We start from the raw sequence: 15,892 nt of genomic DNA, 5'->3' as shown, positions 1-15,892 counted from the left end.
GGTAACAAATTGGGAAATTTTAGATAAACTCCTGCTCACGGCGCTGGTTGGGGCACCAGCCGCCGCAACGCGCCTCAAGAAAAAATCTCGGAAAAAGGTGACTCAGCAGCTTTCACCAAGTAGCGTAGCCCCAGTACCGAGAAGAGGCATCATGAAGATCCTCGTTATACGAAGATCCGAAAGGGATACAGACACTTATGGGACAGCACACCAAGCGCACCTCCTTCTCCACTGGAGCTCGCATCGCCCTGGCCGGCGTGGCTCTCGCAGGAGCTTCCGCCGCACTCGCACCAGCAGCTTCCGCAGCTCCAGACTCTGACTGGGATCGCCTGGCACAGTGTGAGTCCGGCGGCAACTGGGCCATCAACACCGGCAACGGCTACCACGGCGGCCTGCAGTTCTCCGCACAGACCTGGAACGCCTTCGGCGGCGGCGAGTTCGCCCCAACCGCAAACCAGGCAACCCGCGAGCAGCAGATCGTTGTTGCCGAGCGCGTCCTCGCCAAGCAGGGCTGGGGAGCATGGCCTGCCTGCTCCGCAAAGCTGGGCCTGAACTCCCCTGCGCAGCAGCGCACCGTGGGCTACGCCGGCCACCAGAACCGTGCCGCTGAGATCAACAACGCTGTACAGACCCTGGCCTCCCAGCCCAACGAGACTGCCCTGGACGCCACCTTCAACAAGATCGTGGCCGACCTGAAGGCTCGCGGCATCGAGGTTCCTCAGGAGATCATCAACGTCTACAACCAGCACCGCGATCACCTGAACGCGTTCTACTCCCAGAACGAAGCACTGATCAACGCCGTTCTGCCTCGCTAGAACACACCCAACGCACAGAACCCTTCCACCTTAACGACAAGGTGGAAGGGTTCTTTGTTGTTTCTCGCGACAGAAGCGAGGAGCTACTTGTTGATCACCGTGTGAGGGTGCACGTAGCTCAGGGTGGACGGATCCACGGGGAATTCAACCTCACCGTAGGGGTTCATAGCACCGGCGGTGGTTGCAACCAGCTCCGTCATTGCGTGCTGGCCTTCTGGCAGGTTCGTTGGCCAAGCCGGATCGACGAAGCCGTTCTTCTTGTGGTTAGACATGCTTCATATTTTCGCACAAACTTCCTCAAAACTCACGCCGAACCCCACCTGCTTCCCCCAAACGGTGCAGATTCCAGCGCAGAAACCTTTGTGGTGATAAACGACTAGAATGGACAGATCATGACTCAGCACGGTGACTTCTTTCCCTCATACCTCCAGTGGCTCGCCCGCCACGACGATGAGGTTCTCCACCACTTCTTCACCGACATGCTGGAGTCCACCTACCCCGATGGCACCCGCCACCTAAACTCCCTGGCCATGCACTCCCCCGGCTCCCTGGATGCGCTGCTCACCCAGCTCGACGGGGTTGAGCTCGCGATCCTGCACGCCGCCACGGAGCTCGACGCCGGCCGTTACCCCGCCTCCTTCGAGGAGATCCTGGACACCCTCGCCGAACTCTTCGAGATCACAGGCACCCCCGCCGAGCGCATCCCCACCACCGACCACGTCCGCGCCGCCGCAGCCCGACTGCTCCACCGCGGCCTGCTGTTCTCCCCCGAGCTCGCACTCACCGCCCCCGCCACGGACGTGATCGAGCTGCTCACCACCGAACCGGCCACCCTGCTGGGAGTTCCGCCACAGCTGCCCGACTGCTTCAACCCGGGAACCACCCACGTGTGGCGCCTGGTGGACGCCCACCGGAATCCTCAGCCGGAAGCGGACCTGCGCCGCACCCTCGAGGAGCTATCGCCTCGGCAACAGGCGGTGTTGCGTACGCTGCACGCCAACGGGGGCGTCGGTCATTCGGCGGCATTCGCGGCAGACGCGGATCCAGACCATCCCCTGGCCAAGATGGTGAGCGCCGGGGTCCTGGACCTCATCGACGACACCACCGCGCGCATCTCCGGGCGAGTCCAGCAGGCCTTGCGCGAGGCCGTGGTCTCCCCCGCCGGCGGGACATGGGTGCGCCCAGACAGCCCAGACTCGCCACACGCACCCACCCCCGCGGACCCCACCGAGGCCGACAGCTCAGTCGCCGAGGTCGTCCAGTTCCTCACCGAGCTTGCGGACATCCTCGAGGAGGTAGCCCAAGCCCCGCTCGCCCCGCTGGCCAAGGGCGGCATCGGCGTGCGCGATGTGCGCAAACTCGCCAAGCAGCTGGGCCGCCCGGAGGACTACATCGTGTCCCGCCTGGACTGGCTGCTGGCCTGCGGCCTCATAGCCCTGGACGAAACCACCCCGCGCTACCAGGGCTCTCCGGCGCACGTCTATGCCGTGACCGAGCGGGCGTTGGATGTCCTGGAGGCCGACATTGCCTCCCAATGGGCCGAGCTTCTGCTCGGCTGGGCCGGCTCCGGCTACTCGCCCTGGATGCACCACGAGGAGCTGCGCCAGGGCCACCCGCAGCTGTGGTCTGCGCACACCGCCCGGATCCGCCGTTTCCTGCCCGAGGCGCTCCTGGAGGCCGGCCCGTCCCGCGCGGACGTGTGGGAGCACGTGTGGCGCCTGCGCCCGTACCTCGCGTGGTCAACGCCGCAGGCCCATTGGGAGCGCCTCGTGGAGGACATGGCGCAGCTCGGTCTGGTGGTCCTCCATGGCGATCAGGTGGCGATCACCCCTGCGCTCCAGGGCTTCCACGCGGCGCTAGCTACCCCGGAGGACGCACCGGAAACCCCTCGCGAGGTGCTGACCGCGCACCTGCAGTCGCTGCTTCCGGCCTACACGGACATGCTCATCGTGCAGGGCGACCACACCATCCTAGCGCCCGGCCCCCTGCGCCCGGAGGACGCGCACATGCTGTCCTCCTTCGCCACCAAGGAGTCCTCCGGCATCGCCACGGTCTGGCGTGTCACCCCCGCCCTCGCGCAGCAGGCGATCGCGCAGGGACGGTCGGCCGAGGCGATCCTGGACTTCCTGGGCCGCATGTCTCCCGCCCGCACCGTGGACTCGTTGCCGCAATCCTTGCGTTATCTTTTATCCGACGCCCAGCGCGCCGTCAGCGCAGGTCGCGCCCCACAGACAGATGCTGGATCCTTCACGGCCTACCGGGTTCCCACTCCAGTCGGCACCGTGGAGCTTCCGCCGCGTGAGCGGGAGGAGCTGCGCACCATCGTGGTGCCGCAGGTGGTGGAGCAGGTGCAGGAGTATCGCGATGCGACCGGCGCGGACGGTCTCGACGGGGATGGCGCCGTCACCGCCACCACGCCCGCGGAGATTAAGGAAGCTCTGCGCCAGGCGGAATCGGCGCGCACCCCGGTGGAAGTCTCCTACGCGGATGCGGACAACCAGACCGTCACTGTGCTGTGCCAGGTGGTGACGGTCTCCCCCTCGCGAGTCACGGTGGTGCGCATCAGCGACCAGGACATCCTCCACCTCCACATGCACCGTATGATCGGCGCTAGAATGGGGGGATTCGATGATGACAACCCTGCCTAGTTTTGTCCCAGGAGGCTATTGGTGAGCATTGGCACAGGCCCCTTGATTGTGCAGTCCGATAAGACGGTACTGCTCGAGATCGACCATCCAGATGCCCCCGCTGCGCGCAACGCGTTGGCTCCCTTCGCGGAGCTGGAGCGAGCGCCCGAGCACATTCACACCTACCGCATCACCCCGCTGGCGCTGTGGAACGCCCGCGCCGCCGGGCACGACGCCGAACAGGTCATGCACGTGCTGGAGACCTACAGCCGTTTCCCCGTGCCCCAACCGCTACTCATCGACGTGGCGGAGACCATGGACCGCTACGGCCGTCTCACCCTGGCCAAACACCCCGCCCACGGCCTGGTGCTGGAAACCACGGACCGGGCCGTGCTGGCCGAGATTCAGCGCCACAAGAAAATCAAGCCCATGCTGGGCGCCCAGATCGACGAGGACACCGTGGCGGTGCACCCCTCCGAGCGCGGACGTCTGAAGCAGGAGCTCCTGAAAGTCGGCTGGCCCGCGGAAGACCTCGCGGGCTACGTCGATGGCGAGGCGCACCCCATCGACCTCTCCCAGGAACACGAGGGCTGGGAGCTGCGCGACTACCAGGCCATGGCCGCCGACAGCTTCTGGGAAGGCGGATCCGGCGTGGTGGTCCTGCCCTGCGGCGCCGGAAAAACCATGGTCGGCGCCGCCGCGATGGCGAAGGCCAAGGCCACCACCCTGATCCTGGTCACGAACACCGTCGCCGGCCGCCAATGGCGCGACGAGCTGCTGCGCCGCACCAGCCTCACCGAGGACGAGATCGGTGAGTACTCCGGCGAACGCAAAGAAATCCGCCCCATCACCATCGCCACCTACCAGGTGGTCACCCGCAAAACGAAGGGCGAGTTCCGCGCCCTGGAGCTGTTCGATTCCCGCGACTGGGGCCTCATCATCTACGACGAGGTGCACCTGCTGCCCGCCCCGGTGTTTCGGATGACCTCGGATTTGCAGAGCCGGCGTCGATTGGGATTGACGGCCACGCTGGTGCGCGAGGACGGGCGGGAAGGCGACGTCTTCTCCCTCATCGGCCCGAAGCGCTTCGACGCCCCTTGGAAGGACATCGAAGCCCAAGGGTGGATCGCCCCGGCCGACTGCACCGAGGTGCGTGTCCAACTGACCGACGCCGAGCGCATGGTCTACGCCACCGCCGAACAATCCGACAAGTACCGCCTCGCGGCCACCAGCCCCACCAAGTACAAGGTGGTGCGCTCCATCATGGCGATGCACCCCGACGAGCCCACGCTCATCATCGGCGCCTACATCGACCAGCTGGAAGAGCTCGGCGAGAAGCTGGGAGTGCCCGTCATCGACGGCAAGACCGGAAACACCAAGCGCGAGAAGCTCTACCAGCAATTCCGCGACGGGGAGATCCAGACGCTGGTGGTGTCCAAGGTAGCGAACTTCTCCATCGACCTGCCCGGCGCGTCTGTGGCCATCCAGCTCTCGGGTACGTTCGGTTCCCGCCAGGAGGAGGCGCAGCGCTTGGGCCGCATCCTGCGCCCCAAGCCCAACGGCGGCGGCGCGTTCTTCTATTCCATCGTGGCCCGCGATACCCTCGATGCGGACTATGCGGCCCATCGCCAACGCTTCCTGGCGGAGCAGGGCTATGGCTACCGCATCATTGATTCCTTCGACCTTCCCGACCCTCACACATCCCACCCAGAAAGCGACTCCCCCTCATGACCGATTTCCCCTTCACCGTGGATGAAGAATTCGCCCGGAAGCACAACGAGTTTTTCCGGGACGCCAAGCGCCTGCAAGTCTCCGCCGGAATCCTGGCGGTCATTATGTTCGCCATCACGGCGGTCATGCTCTGGGCCGCGGGCGCGACGATCCTGACCTTAGGCCTGGGCATTGCGTTCAGCGTCTTCGGGCTCTTGAGCCTGCTCATGATCCCCATCCTGCCGCGCAAGATGGGAAGCCCCCAGCAGTACTACGACCTGTACAAGCTGGCTCCGGCTGTGGTCGCCCGCGTGAACCCCAGGGACATGGACATCCTGGCGCTGGTGAACGCCTCGGCGGACCCGGAGAAGATAGCCCCCGCTCTTGCGGTGCGTACCGTGAGCTCCGTGCCGGGCGTGGCCCGCGAAGTGGGAGCCCACGTGCCGTCTGCCGCCGTGACCGGCGTGCAGACCCTGCGCGAGCGCAGCCTGTACCAGGAGGTCTCCCCCATGCCGATCGCCTGGGGCACCCAGGATAAGAAGGTTCTGCAGAACGCAGACAAGGCCTTCACCGCCTCCGAGTGGAAGGAAGTGGAAGGCCTTGTGGATCGCCTGGAGGATGTTCAGAACACCAAGCGCAACCTGCTGATCCTCGACTAGAATGCCAGCGCGCTGCCGCGCTGGATCTAGACGTGCGGCGCGAGGATGCGCGCCACGGCGTCGTTTCCAGGGACAGTCAGGTGCGCGGTCAGGTTGTACGGATCGGACAGGTTGTCCCAGAACCCGGCGAACCAGCGGCGCTCAGTGGGGGCGCACATGTCATGGCCCATGGTCGGCCCCTGCAGGTCAATGAAGCCCACGCCCAGCTCCCGGGCGGCCTTCTGCTCCCAGGCGTTTGCAGCGTCGAACGGCATGCGGGTGAAGCCCAACGGCGCCACCGGGTTCGGCAGCTCAGGGATGTGGATCAGGCAGGTCTCGCCATTCGGACCCACGATGGAGGGGTAACCAATGAAGGCAATCTTCGCGTGAGGAGCGGCCGCGCGGATGCGGCCAATCTGGCCGCGCATCGCATCCACGTAGGCCTGCTGCTGCCACTCAAACACGCCCGGGGCCTTCCACGCATCGTTGAAGCCCGCCTGGATAAACACCGTGCGGGTGGAGGGGGTCAGGGTACCCTCGGCGATCGCGTGGGAAATCTGGTTGTTGGTGTTGTTAGCCCCACCCACTGGGGTGTGGGCCACCGCACCGTTACATGGGTAGTCATCCACGCGGATGCCGGTCACCCGCTGCAGGGACAGGCCCACGCGAGAGGCACCGCGTGCACAACGGCCATCAGCCGGAGCATTGCCAGGAGCGCGGCCTGGGCCCTGCATGTGATCGGCAATAGGGTGGTGGGAATTAGCCATGATGGAATCGCCGAAGAGGACGATGTTATTCGACGCAGCGGACGCGCCCGGCGCGGCAACAACGGCACCAGTCAGCGCGCTCACGGCGGCGATGGCCAGGGCTGCGATCTTGGATCGGCGGAAAGCCTTCATAAAAACTCCAGTACTTGAAACGCTATAGAGTGAGATGCATATTTATGGGGGATACTAACGATCTCACACCTTACCCCATTAACAACGCAGCCCGCAGTGGAGTTGTTACTTTTTTACCCCAATAAATCTTTCAGCCACTGCCCCGCCGCCGTGACGCGGTCCCGCCACACGCTCGGAGCAGCGATAATGTGCTCGCTGGGCCACTCCTGATAGGTCAGGCTCGCCCCGGACTTCTCCGCCCACTGGCGGCACACTTTTGCCGAGGTGCCCCGAGAATCGGAATCCGCCACCGTCACCAAGGTGGGCACGCCCGTGAGATCCACCTGGAAGCCCTCCGGGATGCGGGGCGTCATCGCCAGCAGAAAATCCGCCTGCTCCAGCACCTGCGCCGCGGCGATCAGTCCACTGCCAAACGCCACCACACCCAACTTTTCGCCGGGGAAGGCCTGGCGGACCACATCCCACGCACCGGCCACCGCAGCCTGGGTGGCATCCCACGCACCATAACCGGGAAGCGGGTAGGTCAGATCCACGATGGTCGTGCCCGACTGCGCCGCGACCGACGCAAACAACGGCAACCAGAAAAGATCATGGCTCTCCCCATCCCCGAACCATCCCGGGCCGCCATGCAGACTGATCGCCACCGACCCATCGGGGTTGGCCGGCCGAATGACCGTGGCGCTGACCCCCTCAGGCAGGTCTGTGGCGAAGGAAGGCTGGGCGTCGGCACTCACCTGGCCCGCGGAAATAAACGCATTATGCGGCATGCGATGATCCAGCCCCGCCCCCAGCACCAACAGGCTGGAATGGCTGATCAGGTCCACGGCGCGAGCCCACTGACGCTCCGTGGACTCCACCAGCTCCGCGGGCACGGCCGTCCCCGCATCCCGGTACGGCGCGCCCTCATCCTGCGTCAGGGCAGTAAAGACCTCGGGGTAATTATCCTCGAAATAGTCATTGAGCTGCGCAATCTGCTGATGCGCGGTGAGAGGCTCCACCCCCTCCTGCACATCCCTCCCACTGTTCGGAAGGTTCGCGATATCGGAATTGGGCGTGTGATCAAGGCTCATGGAAGCCATTCTAATACTGAACGTCATTGGCAACTTTTCTCGCGCCCACGCGGTTCCTATATTGGTGGGGATCACCCCACAGACAGAAAGGGACCCGTTGAGCATCCACATCAAAACCACCCACGTGGGTTCACTACCCCGCACCCAGGAACTCCTGGAGGCCAACAACCGCTGGAGCGCCGGCGAGATCGAGCGCGAGGAATTCGAGGACATCCTCCGCGACGGCATCGCCCAGGTTGTGAAGCGCCAGGTGGACCTGGGCATCGACATCGTCAACGAAGGCGAGTACGGACACGTCACCTCCGGCGCCGTGGACTACGGCGCCTGGTGGAACTACATCTTCTCCCGCCTGGGCGGCCTCACCATGACCGACGAGGACCGCTGGGCCAACGCCGAGGTTATTCGCTCCACTCCCGGCAACATCAAGCTCACCAGCTTCCCGGACCGCCGCGACCGCCAGCTGTTCAACGCCGCCTACGAAGACCCGGACTCCGGCATCTTCACCGGCCGCAAATCCGTGGGCAATCCTAAATTCACCGGCCCCATCACCTACATCGGCCAGGACCAGGTCCGCACCGACGTGGCCCTGCTGCGCGAGGGCGCGGATGCCGCCGGCGCCACGGGTGGCTTCGTCGCGGCCATCTCCCCCGGCAGTGCCGCGCGCCTGAAGGACGAGTTCTACGGCAATGACGACGATGTCCTCACCGCCTGCGCCGAAGCCATGGCGGAGGAATACAAGATCATCGCCGACCAGGGATTCACCGTCCAGATCGACGCCCCCGACCTCGCCGAGGCCTGGGACCAGATCAACCCTGAACCGTCCATCGACGACTACAACGAGTGGATCGCCAAGAGGATCGACGCCATCAACCTCGCCATCAAGGACATCCCTCGCGAACAAACCCGCCTGCACATCTGCTGGGGCTCCTGGCACGGCCCCCACACCACAGACGTCCCCTTCGGCGACATCGTGGACACCATCTTGGAGGCCAATGTGGGCGGCCACTCCTTCGAAGGCGCTTCTCCTCGCCACGCGCACGAATGGCGCGTGTGGCAGAACCGCGAGCTGCCGAAGAACACCCTGATCTACCCGGGCGTGGTCTCCCACGCAATGAACGCGGTGGAGCACCCACGACTGGTCGCTGACCGGATCATCCAGTTCGCGGAACTCGTGGGACCGGAGAATGTGGTCGCTTCCACCGACTGCGGCCTGGGCGGCCGCCTGCACGAGCAGATCGCCTGGGCGAAGCTGGAGAGCCTGGTGGAGGGCGCCGCGATCGCCTCCCGGGAGCTCAACGGCTAAACGGCTCAGCGGCTAGTCCGCGATAGCCTCCAGCGGTGGAGTGCGGGAGGCCTTCACCGCCGGCCATACGGCCGCCACCACGCCCACTAGCGCGGCACCGACCAGCATGCCCAGGATCGTCATCCACGGGTAGGTCACGGTGCCCAGCCCCTCGCCGGCGAGCACCTTGATGAATGCCCAGCCGAGGATCAGCCCCACAGCCACGCCAATCACCGCACCGTACAGGGCGATCTGCACCGCCTCCAGCGTGATCATGCGGCGCACCTGACCACGGTGAGTTCCCACGGCACGCAGCATCCCGATTTCTTGGCGTCGTTCAATCACGTTCAACGCCAACGTATTGATGATGCCCAGCACGGCCACCACGATCGACAACGCCAGCAGCGCGTAGAGCACGCTGAGCATCTGATCGATCATCACGGCCTGCTGGCCGGCGTACTCCTGCGGCGTGACCACCTGGGCCACGATGAACGGCTTCACCGCGTCCACCAGCCGCTGCTTCAGCGCCTCCATGTCCGAGGTGCCCGAGACCGACGGATCGCTGTTCACGAAAATCGCCAGCAGTGCCTTCTTGTTCACCGCGGCCGAGCCTCCGGCCTCGTTGGCGAAGTCCTTTACGGACTGCTCCGAGAGCAGGAACGTGCCCAGCAAATCATTGCTCTCGTAGAAGCCGGTCACGGACACCGGGTGCGTAAACGGCGTGCCGGGGACACCCATCTCCAGGGTGTCTCCCATCGCCCAGCCGTGCTCGGCGGCGAATTTCTTCTCCACCAGCAGGCCGGGGTGGGTGGAGTCCGCCGAACCCTCGACGAGATTCAGCCCCACCGAGCGGACAATATCGCCCTGGTAGAAGCTCGTCACGCCGGCGCTGATCGCACCCGCGTTGTCCATCCCGGCAACCGTCACCGGCGCAATACCCAGCGCGGCCACGGACTGCACTCCGTCCACGTCCGCAGCGGCATCCGCGATCTGCTCGGACAGCGGGAACTCCCCGCCGGTAGAACTGGCCCCGGTGATCATATAGGCGGACTGAATGGTGGATTCCGTCACGTCCGCCACCGTGGACTTCATGGTCGCCCCCAGCATGCCGAAGCTGGTCACCAGCGCCACTCCCAGGGTCAGGGCGAAGGCCGTGGTGGCCGAGCGGCGCGGATTGCGCTTCGAATTGGTGGCGGCCAGCCGGCCGATCGCACCAAAGGGCAGCCCCACGACCCGTCCGATGCCCGGCACGATCGGAATGGACAGCGCAGGGGACGCCAGGAACGTTCCCACGATCAGTGCCAGCGCGCCCAGGCCGACCACAATCGCGCGGCCGGCGGTGGACCAGTCATCCAGCAGCAGGGCGGCCGCCACAGCGCACGCAATGCCGCCCACGATGCCGATGATCCCCACCACGGTCCGCAGCACCAACGAGGACGCCGAGCTGCTATCACCCGATCGCATCGCCTCCACAGGCTTCACCGCACCCGCGCGGCGGGCCGGCGCCCACGCAGAAATGACGGTCACCAGCGTGCCCAGCACCAACGGCACCAGCACGCTGCTCACGCTCAGCGCCACACCGCCGGCGGGCAGCCCGAAGCCGGTGGCGTCCATCACCGCGTAAATGGCATGGACCAACCCCACGCCCGCAAGCACTCCCAGCAGGGATCCGACAATGCCGACCACCAGCGCCTCCCCCACTACCGAGCGGGTGACCTGCCCCTGGGACACACCCAGGGACCGCAGCAGCGCGAACTCTCGCAGGCGCTGAGCCACGATCATGGCGAAGGTATTGGCGATGATAAACGTTCCAACCACCAGCGCAATGAGCCCGAAGGCCACCAGGAAGTAATTCACAAAGCTGAGCGCCTTGCTGATCTGGGCGGAAATCTCATCGGCCATCTCCTGGCCAGTCTTTACCTGGTCGTTGGGGTAGGCCTGCCGCAGCTGCTCTATCAGCTGCTCCTGCGAGGTGCCCTCGGCCGCGCTCACCATCACGCCCTGCTCCAGATGCCCGTTCGTCCACTGCTCCACAAACGCCGGCGCCTCCATGAGCACGCCGATGTATCCGCCCGTTTCGGACGGGGTGTCATAGATACCCGTGACCGTCACGGACTCCTGTCTGGAGCGATCCACCACCTTCACCGTGTCGCCCACGTGAATGCCGTGGTCCTTCGCCGCGCCCTTGTTGAGCAGAACCTCGTGCGCGCCGTGGGGTGCAGCGCCGTCCACAATATCCAGCGCCCGCACCGACTCGCCGGGCGGGTAGAAGGGGCTGATCGACGAGGGTGCGCCGCCGGTCTGCAGTGCTTCGTCGTTGCTGTTGGCGACGATGACGGGGTGGTCCTGATTGATATTGACATGTCCGACGCCGGGCATCTCACGAATCCGCCCCACGTCCTGAACGGACAGCCCATCTGGGTTCGTTTCCGCTGGCAGGACGACGGCGCTCACATCGGCGAGCTCTTCATCGACCAGGGAATTGAACGTCTTGGACAGGGAATTGGTCAGCATGAAGCTGGACGCCACGAAGGCCGTGCCCAGCAGGACGGCCAGAATCGTGAGAAGAAAACGCACCTTGTGAGCGAGCAGCGAGCGCATCGCCACGGTACGCATCGGGGATGATGAGGCCATGGCTTATCGCTCCTCGAGGCTAGTCATGGTTTTCAGAATCTCCTCGGAGGAGGCACCTTCGAGTTCCGCGACGATCTCTCCGTCGGCGAGGAAGATAACCCTGTCGGCATAGGAGGCTGCGTGGGCGTCGTGGGTGACGATGACAACGGTTTGGGCGTGGTCGTCCACCGCCTGGCGCAGGATGGTGAGGACTTCCTTGGAGCTGTTGGAGTCCAGGTTTCCGGTGGGCTCGTCGCCGAAGATGATCTCAGGTTGGGCGACGAGGGCGCGAGCGCAGGCCACGCGTTGTTGCTGCCCGCCGGACAGTTCGGTGGGGCGGTGGGTGAGTCGGGAGCTCAAACCAAGGAGCGTAGTGACCTCATCAAACCACTGCTTGTTCACCTTCTTGCCGGCGACGTCCATGGGCAGGGTGATGTTCTCCGCGGCGGACAGAGTGCTGATGAGGTTGAAGGATTGAAAGATGAAGCCGAGGCGGTCGCGCCGGAGACTGGTGATGTCTTTGTCTTTGAGGGAGGAGATGTCGGTATCACCGATGTAAGCGGAGCCACTGGTGATGGAGTCTAGGGCTGCCATGCAGTGCATAAGCGTGGATTTGCCGGAGCCGGACGGGCCCATGATGGCAGTGAATTTGCCTTGTTCGAAACCTACGGACACGCCGTGAAGAGCGGTGACGGCGGTGTCACCGTGGCCATAGGTTTTAGTGAGGTTTTCGGCACGCGCTGCGTACTGAGGCTGAGACATATTCTGCTTCCTAACGACAAAGACACAAAAAAGAGGGTGAGGGTGTGCCGTACAAGTCTTTTATAACCTGAACGGTACACCCTCACCCTCACTATCCAATTTTTAAAGCCGGCGGTGACCTACTCTCCCACACCCTCCCAGGTGCAGTACCATCGGCGCTGACGGGCTTAGCTTCCGGGTTCGGAAAGGGACCGGGCGTGACCCCATCGCTAAAACCACCGACAAACCAAACAAAGGAAAACACACACCACCCACCAGGGGGTGTGCCGTGTCATCCCAGACACTGCATAACAGACGCGAGCAGCAACTCAAACATGTTTTTTGTAAACACCCTGCAAAACAGGTTGTGTTTTTTTCGGTGTATTAGTACCGGTCACCTCCACACCTCACAGCGCTTCCAGATCCGGCCTATCAACCCCATAATCTATAGGGAACCTCAAAAGAAACCTCATCTCGAAACAGGCTTCCCGCTTAGATGCTTTCAGCGGTTATCCCTTCCATACGTAGCCAACCAGCCATGCCACGGGCGTGACAACTGGCCCACCAGAGGTATGTCCGTCCCGGTCCTCTCGTACTAGGGACAGCCTTTCTCAAGTTTCAACGCGCACGGCGGATAGAGACCGAACTGTCTCACGACGTTCTAAACCCAGCTCGCGTGCCGCTTTAATGGGCGAACAGCCCAACCCTTGGGACCTACTCCAGCCCCAGGATGCGACGAGCCGACATCGAGGTGCCAAACCATCCCGTCGATATGGACTCTTGGGGAAGATCAGCCTGTTATCCCCGGGGTACCTTTTATCCGTTGAGCGACACCGCTTCCACAAGCCGGTGCCGGATCACTAGTCCCTACTTTCGTACCTGCTCGACCTGTCAGTCTCACAGTCAAGCTCCCTTGTGCACTTACACTCAACACCTGATTGCCAACCAGGCTGAGGGAACCTTTGGGCGCCTCCGTTACTCTTTGGGAGGCAACCGCCCCAGTTAAACTACCCACCAGGCACTGTCCCTAACCCAGATCATGGGCCGAGGTTGAGATGCTCAATACGATCAGAGTGGTATTTCAACAACGACTCCACCACCACTGGCGTGATAGCTTCACAGTCTCCCACCTATCCTACACAAACCGAACCAAACACCAATACCAAGCTATAGTGAAGGTCCCGGGGTCTTTTCGTCCTGCCGCGCGTAACGAGCATCTTTACTCGTACTGCAATTTCGCCGGGCCTGTGGTTGAGACAGCAGAGAAGTCGTTACGCCATTCGTGCAGGTCGGAACTTACCCGACAAGGAATTTCGCTACCTTAGGATGGTTATAGTTACCACCGCCGTTTACTGGGGCTTAAATTCTCCGCTTCGACCCCCAAAGGGATCTAACAGGTCCTCTTAACCTTCCAGCACCGGGCAGGCGTCAGTCCGTATACATCGACTTACCGTCTTCGCACGGACCTGTGTTTTTAGTAAACAGTCGCTTCCCTCTATTCTCTGCGACCACCACCAGCTCAACCAGTCTGTCACCAGCAGTGGCCCCCCTTCTCCCGAAGTTACGGGGGCATTTTGCCGAGTTCCTTAACCACAGTTCACCCGATCGCCTTAGTATTCTCTACCTGACCACCTGTGTCGGTTATGGGTACGGGCCGTACATGCACTCGCTAGAGGCTTTTCTCGGCAGCATAGGATCACCAACATCCCCACAACGGGTACGCATCACGCCTCACCCTTCAAATGTGCGCCGGATTTACCAAACACACGGGCCACACGCTTACACCACAATCCAATAAGTGGCTTGGCTACCTTCCTGCGTCACCCCATCACTTGGCTACTACCACATCAGGTCCCACGCATCCCCACACACCAGCATTCAAAGAACACCGGTGCGGGTTCAGGGCGGTTAGTATCAATGATTCACCACTGGGCGCGCACACACGGGTACGGGAATATCAACCCGTTATCCATCGACTACGCCTGTCGGCCTCGCCTTAGGTCCCGACTCACCCTGGGAAGATTAGCTTGACCCAGGAACCCTTAGTCATTCGGCGGATGAGTTTTCCACTCATCATTCGCTACTCATGCCTGCATTCTCACTCGCATAGCCTCCAGCACTGGGTCACCCCGCACCTTCAACGGCCACACGACGCTCCCCTACCAACCCCAAAAATGGAGTTCCGCGGCTTCGGCGGTGTACTTGAGCCCCACTACATTGTCGGCGCAGAACCACTCGACCAGTGAGCTATTACGCACTCTTTCAAGGATGGCTGCTTCTAAGCCAACCTCCTGGCTGTCTTCGCGATCCCACATCCTTTTCCACTTAGTACACTCTTAGGGGCCTTAGCCGGCGATCTGGGCTGTTTCCCTCTCGACTACGAAGCTTATCCCCCGCAGTCTCACTGCCGCGCTCTGACTTACCGGCATTCGGAGTTTGGCTGATGTCGCTAAGATGTTGGTCCCGCTAAACCATCCAGTAGCTCTACCTCCGGCAAGAAACACACGACGCTGCACCTAAATGCATTTCGGGGAGAACCAGCTATCACGGAGTTTGATTGGCCTTTCACCCCTACCCACAACTCATCCCCTCAGTTTTCAACCTAAGTGGGTTCGCGCCTCCACAGCGTCTTACCGCTGCTTCACACTGGCCATGGGTAGATCACCCCGCTTCGGGTCCAGGACATGCCACTAAACACACTCGTTAGTATTCGCTTTCGCTACGACTACCCCACACACCGGGTTAACCTCGCGACATGCCGCTGACTCGCAGGCTCATTCTTCAAAAGGCACGCCATCACCCCACAAGGAGGCTCTGACGGATTGTAAGCACACGGTTTCAGGTACTATTTCACTCCCCTCCCGGGGTACTTTTCACCATTCCCTCACGGTACTACTCCGCTATCGGTCACGACACAAGTATTCAGGCTTACCGGGTGGTCCCGGCAGATTCACAGCAGATTCCACGAGCCCGCTGCTACTCGGGGACACTCATCAACACAACACACACATGCTTTCACGTACCGGACTCTCACCGTCTACGGCAGGCCATTCCAAACCACTTCCGCTAACACACACGCATCATGCACGGCATGGCAGCACCGCACAACAAGGCCCCACAACCCCACACACGCAACCCCTGCCAGGTATCACACGCATATGGTTTAGCCAACATCCACGTTCGTTCGCCACTACTAGCAGAATCATTAAATTATTTTCTCTTCCTACGGGTACTGAGATGTTTCACTTCCCCGCGTTCCCTCCATACCAACTATGAATTCATCGGCAGGTGACCGCACACAACTACGGCCGGGTTTCCCCATTCGGACACCCTCGGATCAACGCTCTATTGGCAACTCCCCGAGGCCTATCGTGGCCTTACACGTCCTTCATCGGCTTATCGTGCCAAGGCATCCACCGTGTGCCCTTAACAAAAACACAACACAGAAAATGCTTACAAAAAACACTAAAACAACCACGCAAACCACACACACGAAC

General features: G+C 62.5%; 10 protein-coding genes and 2 rRNA genes. 5 read left to right on the top strand and 7 right to left on the bottom strand.

The genetic code is table 11. The annotated features are described in order from the left end of the window. Positions 1-197 precede the first annotated feature (197 nt). The gene (locus IAU67_RS02020; protein ID WP_151843291.1) at positions 198-815 is read left to right on the top strand and encodes a resuscitation-promoting factor Rpf1 domain-containing protein; all 618 of its coding nucleotides are present in this window, start codon (positions 198-200) and stop codon (positions 813-815) included. Between the two features lie 83 nt (positions 816-898). Here the strand turns inward: IAU67_RS02020 and IAU67_RS02015 are convergent, their stop codons facing one another. After that, complete coding sequence (locus tag IAU67_RS02015) at positions 899-1,087, bottom strand: hypothetical protein (protein ID WP_151843292.1); 189 nt, start codon at positions 1,085-1,087, stop codon at positions 899-901. A 120-nt stretch (positions 1,088-1,207) separates the two neighbouring features. Here IAU67_RS02015 and IAU67_RS02010 point away from each other — a divergent pair, with 120 nt between their 5' ends. Genes IAU67_RS02010 through IAU67_RS02000 form a run of 3 tightly spaced genes read left to right on the top strand, consistent with a single transcriptional unit; the run spans position 1,208 to position 5,811 of the window. Next, a complete protein-coding gene (locus IAU67_RS02010) occupies positions 1,208-3,463 on the top strand; it encodes a helicase-associated domain-containing protein (RefSeq protein ID WP_151843293.1) in 2,256 nt (751 codons plus the stop codon). A 21-nt stretch (positions 3,464-3,484) separates the two neighbouring features. Then, on the top strand, positions 3,485-5,173 hold the full coding sequence (locus tag IAU67_RS02005; RefSeq protein WP_151843294.1) for a DNA repair helicase XPB: 1,689 nt from the start codon (positions 3,485-3,487) through the stop codon (positions 5,171-5,173). Continuing rightward, complete coding sequence (locus IAU67_RS02000) at positions 5,170-5,811, top strand: DUF3239 domain-containing protein (RefSeq protein WP_151843295.1); 642 nt, start codon at positions 5,170-5,172, stop codon at positions 5,809-5,811. Before IAU67_RS02005 ends, IAU67_RS02000 begins: the two co-directional genes overlap by 4 nt. 26 nt (positions 5,812-5,837) lie before the next feature. On the opposite strand, the gene IAU67_RS01995 is transcribed toward IAU67_RS02000, so the two are convergent. Continuing rightward, positions 5,838-6,689, bottom strand: a complete 852-nt coding sequence (locus tag IAU67_RS01995; RefSeq protein ID WP_151843296.1) for a GDSL-type esterase/lipase family protein — start codon at positions 6,687-6,689, stop codon at positions 5,838-5,840. A 113-nt stretch (positions 6,690-6,802) separates the two neighbouring features. Beyond that, positions 6,803-7,759, bottom strand: coding sequence for an alpha/beta hydrolase (locus IAU67_RS01990; RefSeq protein WP_151843297.1), 957 nt, complete (start codon positions 7,757-7,759; stop codon positions 6,803-6,805). A gap of 97 nt (positions 7,760-7,856) precedes the next feature. On the opposite strand from IAU67_RS01990, the gene IAU67_RS01985 reads away from it, so the two are divergent. Further along, positions 7,857-9,062 carry a cobalamin-independent methionine synthase II family protein gene (locus IAU67_RS01985; RefSeq protein ID WP_187767975.1) on the top strand — a complete coding sequence of 402 codons (1,206 nt, stop codon included), beginning with the start codon at positions 7,857-7,859 and terminating at the stop codon, positions 9,060-9,062. 12 nt (positions 9,063-9,074) lie between these two features. On the opposite strand, the gene IAU67_RS01980 is transcribed toward IAU67_RS01985, so the two are convergent. The 4 genes from IAU67_RS01980 to IAU67_RS01965 all read right to left on the bottom strand — a co-directional run bounded on the left by IAU67_RS01980 (position 9,075) and on the right by IAU67_RS01965 (position 15,835). After that, positions 9,075-11,675 (bottom strand): ABC transporter permease, encoded by a 2,601-nt coding sequence (locus IAU67_RS01980; protein WP_151843299.1) that lies wholly within the window; start codon positions 11,673-11,675, stop codon positions 9,075-9,077. Positions 11,676-11,678: 3 nt separating this feature from the next. Further along, positions 11,679-12,416: an ABC transporter ATP-binding protein gene (locus tag IAU67_RS01975; RefSeq protein WP_151843300.1), complete on the bottom strand. Its 738-nt coding sequence runs from the start codon at positions 12,414-12,416 to the stop codon at positions 11,679-11,681. 106 nt (positions 12,417-12,522) lie between these two features. Then, positions 12,523-12,639, bottom strand: a 5S ribosomal RNA gene (gene rrf / locus IAU67_RS01970). A 120-nt stretch (positions 12,640-12,759) separates the two neighbouring features. Next, a 23S ribosomal RNA gene (locus IAU67_RS01965) occupies positions 12,760-15,835 on the bottom strand. Positions 15,836-15,892 lie beyond the last annotated feature (57 nt).

It is taken from the genome of Corynebacterium zhongnanshanii (assembly GCF_014490575.1).
GTDB lineage: Bacteria > Actinomycetota > Actinomycetes > Mycobacteriales > Mycobacteriaceae > Corynebacterium > Corynebacterium zhongnanshanii.
This window is presented reverse-complemented; position numbering and strand designations above follow the sequence as displayed.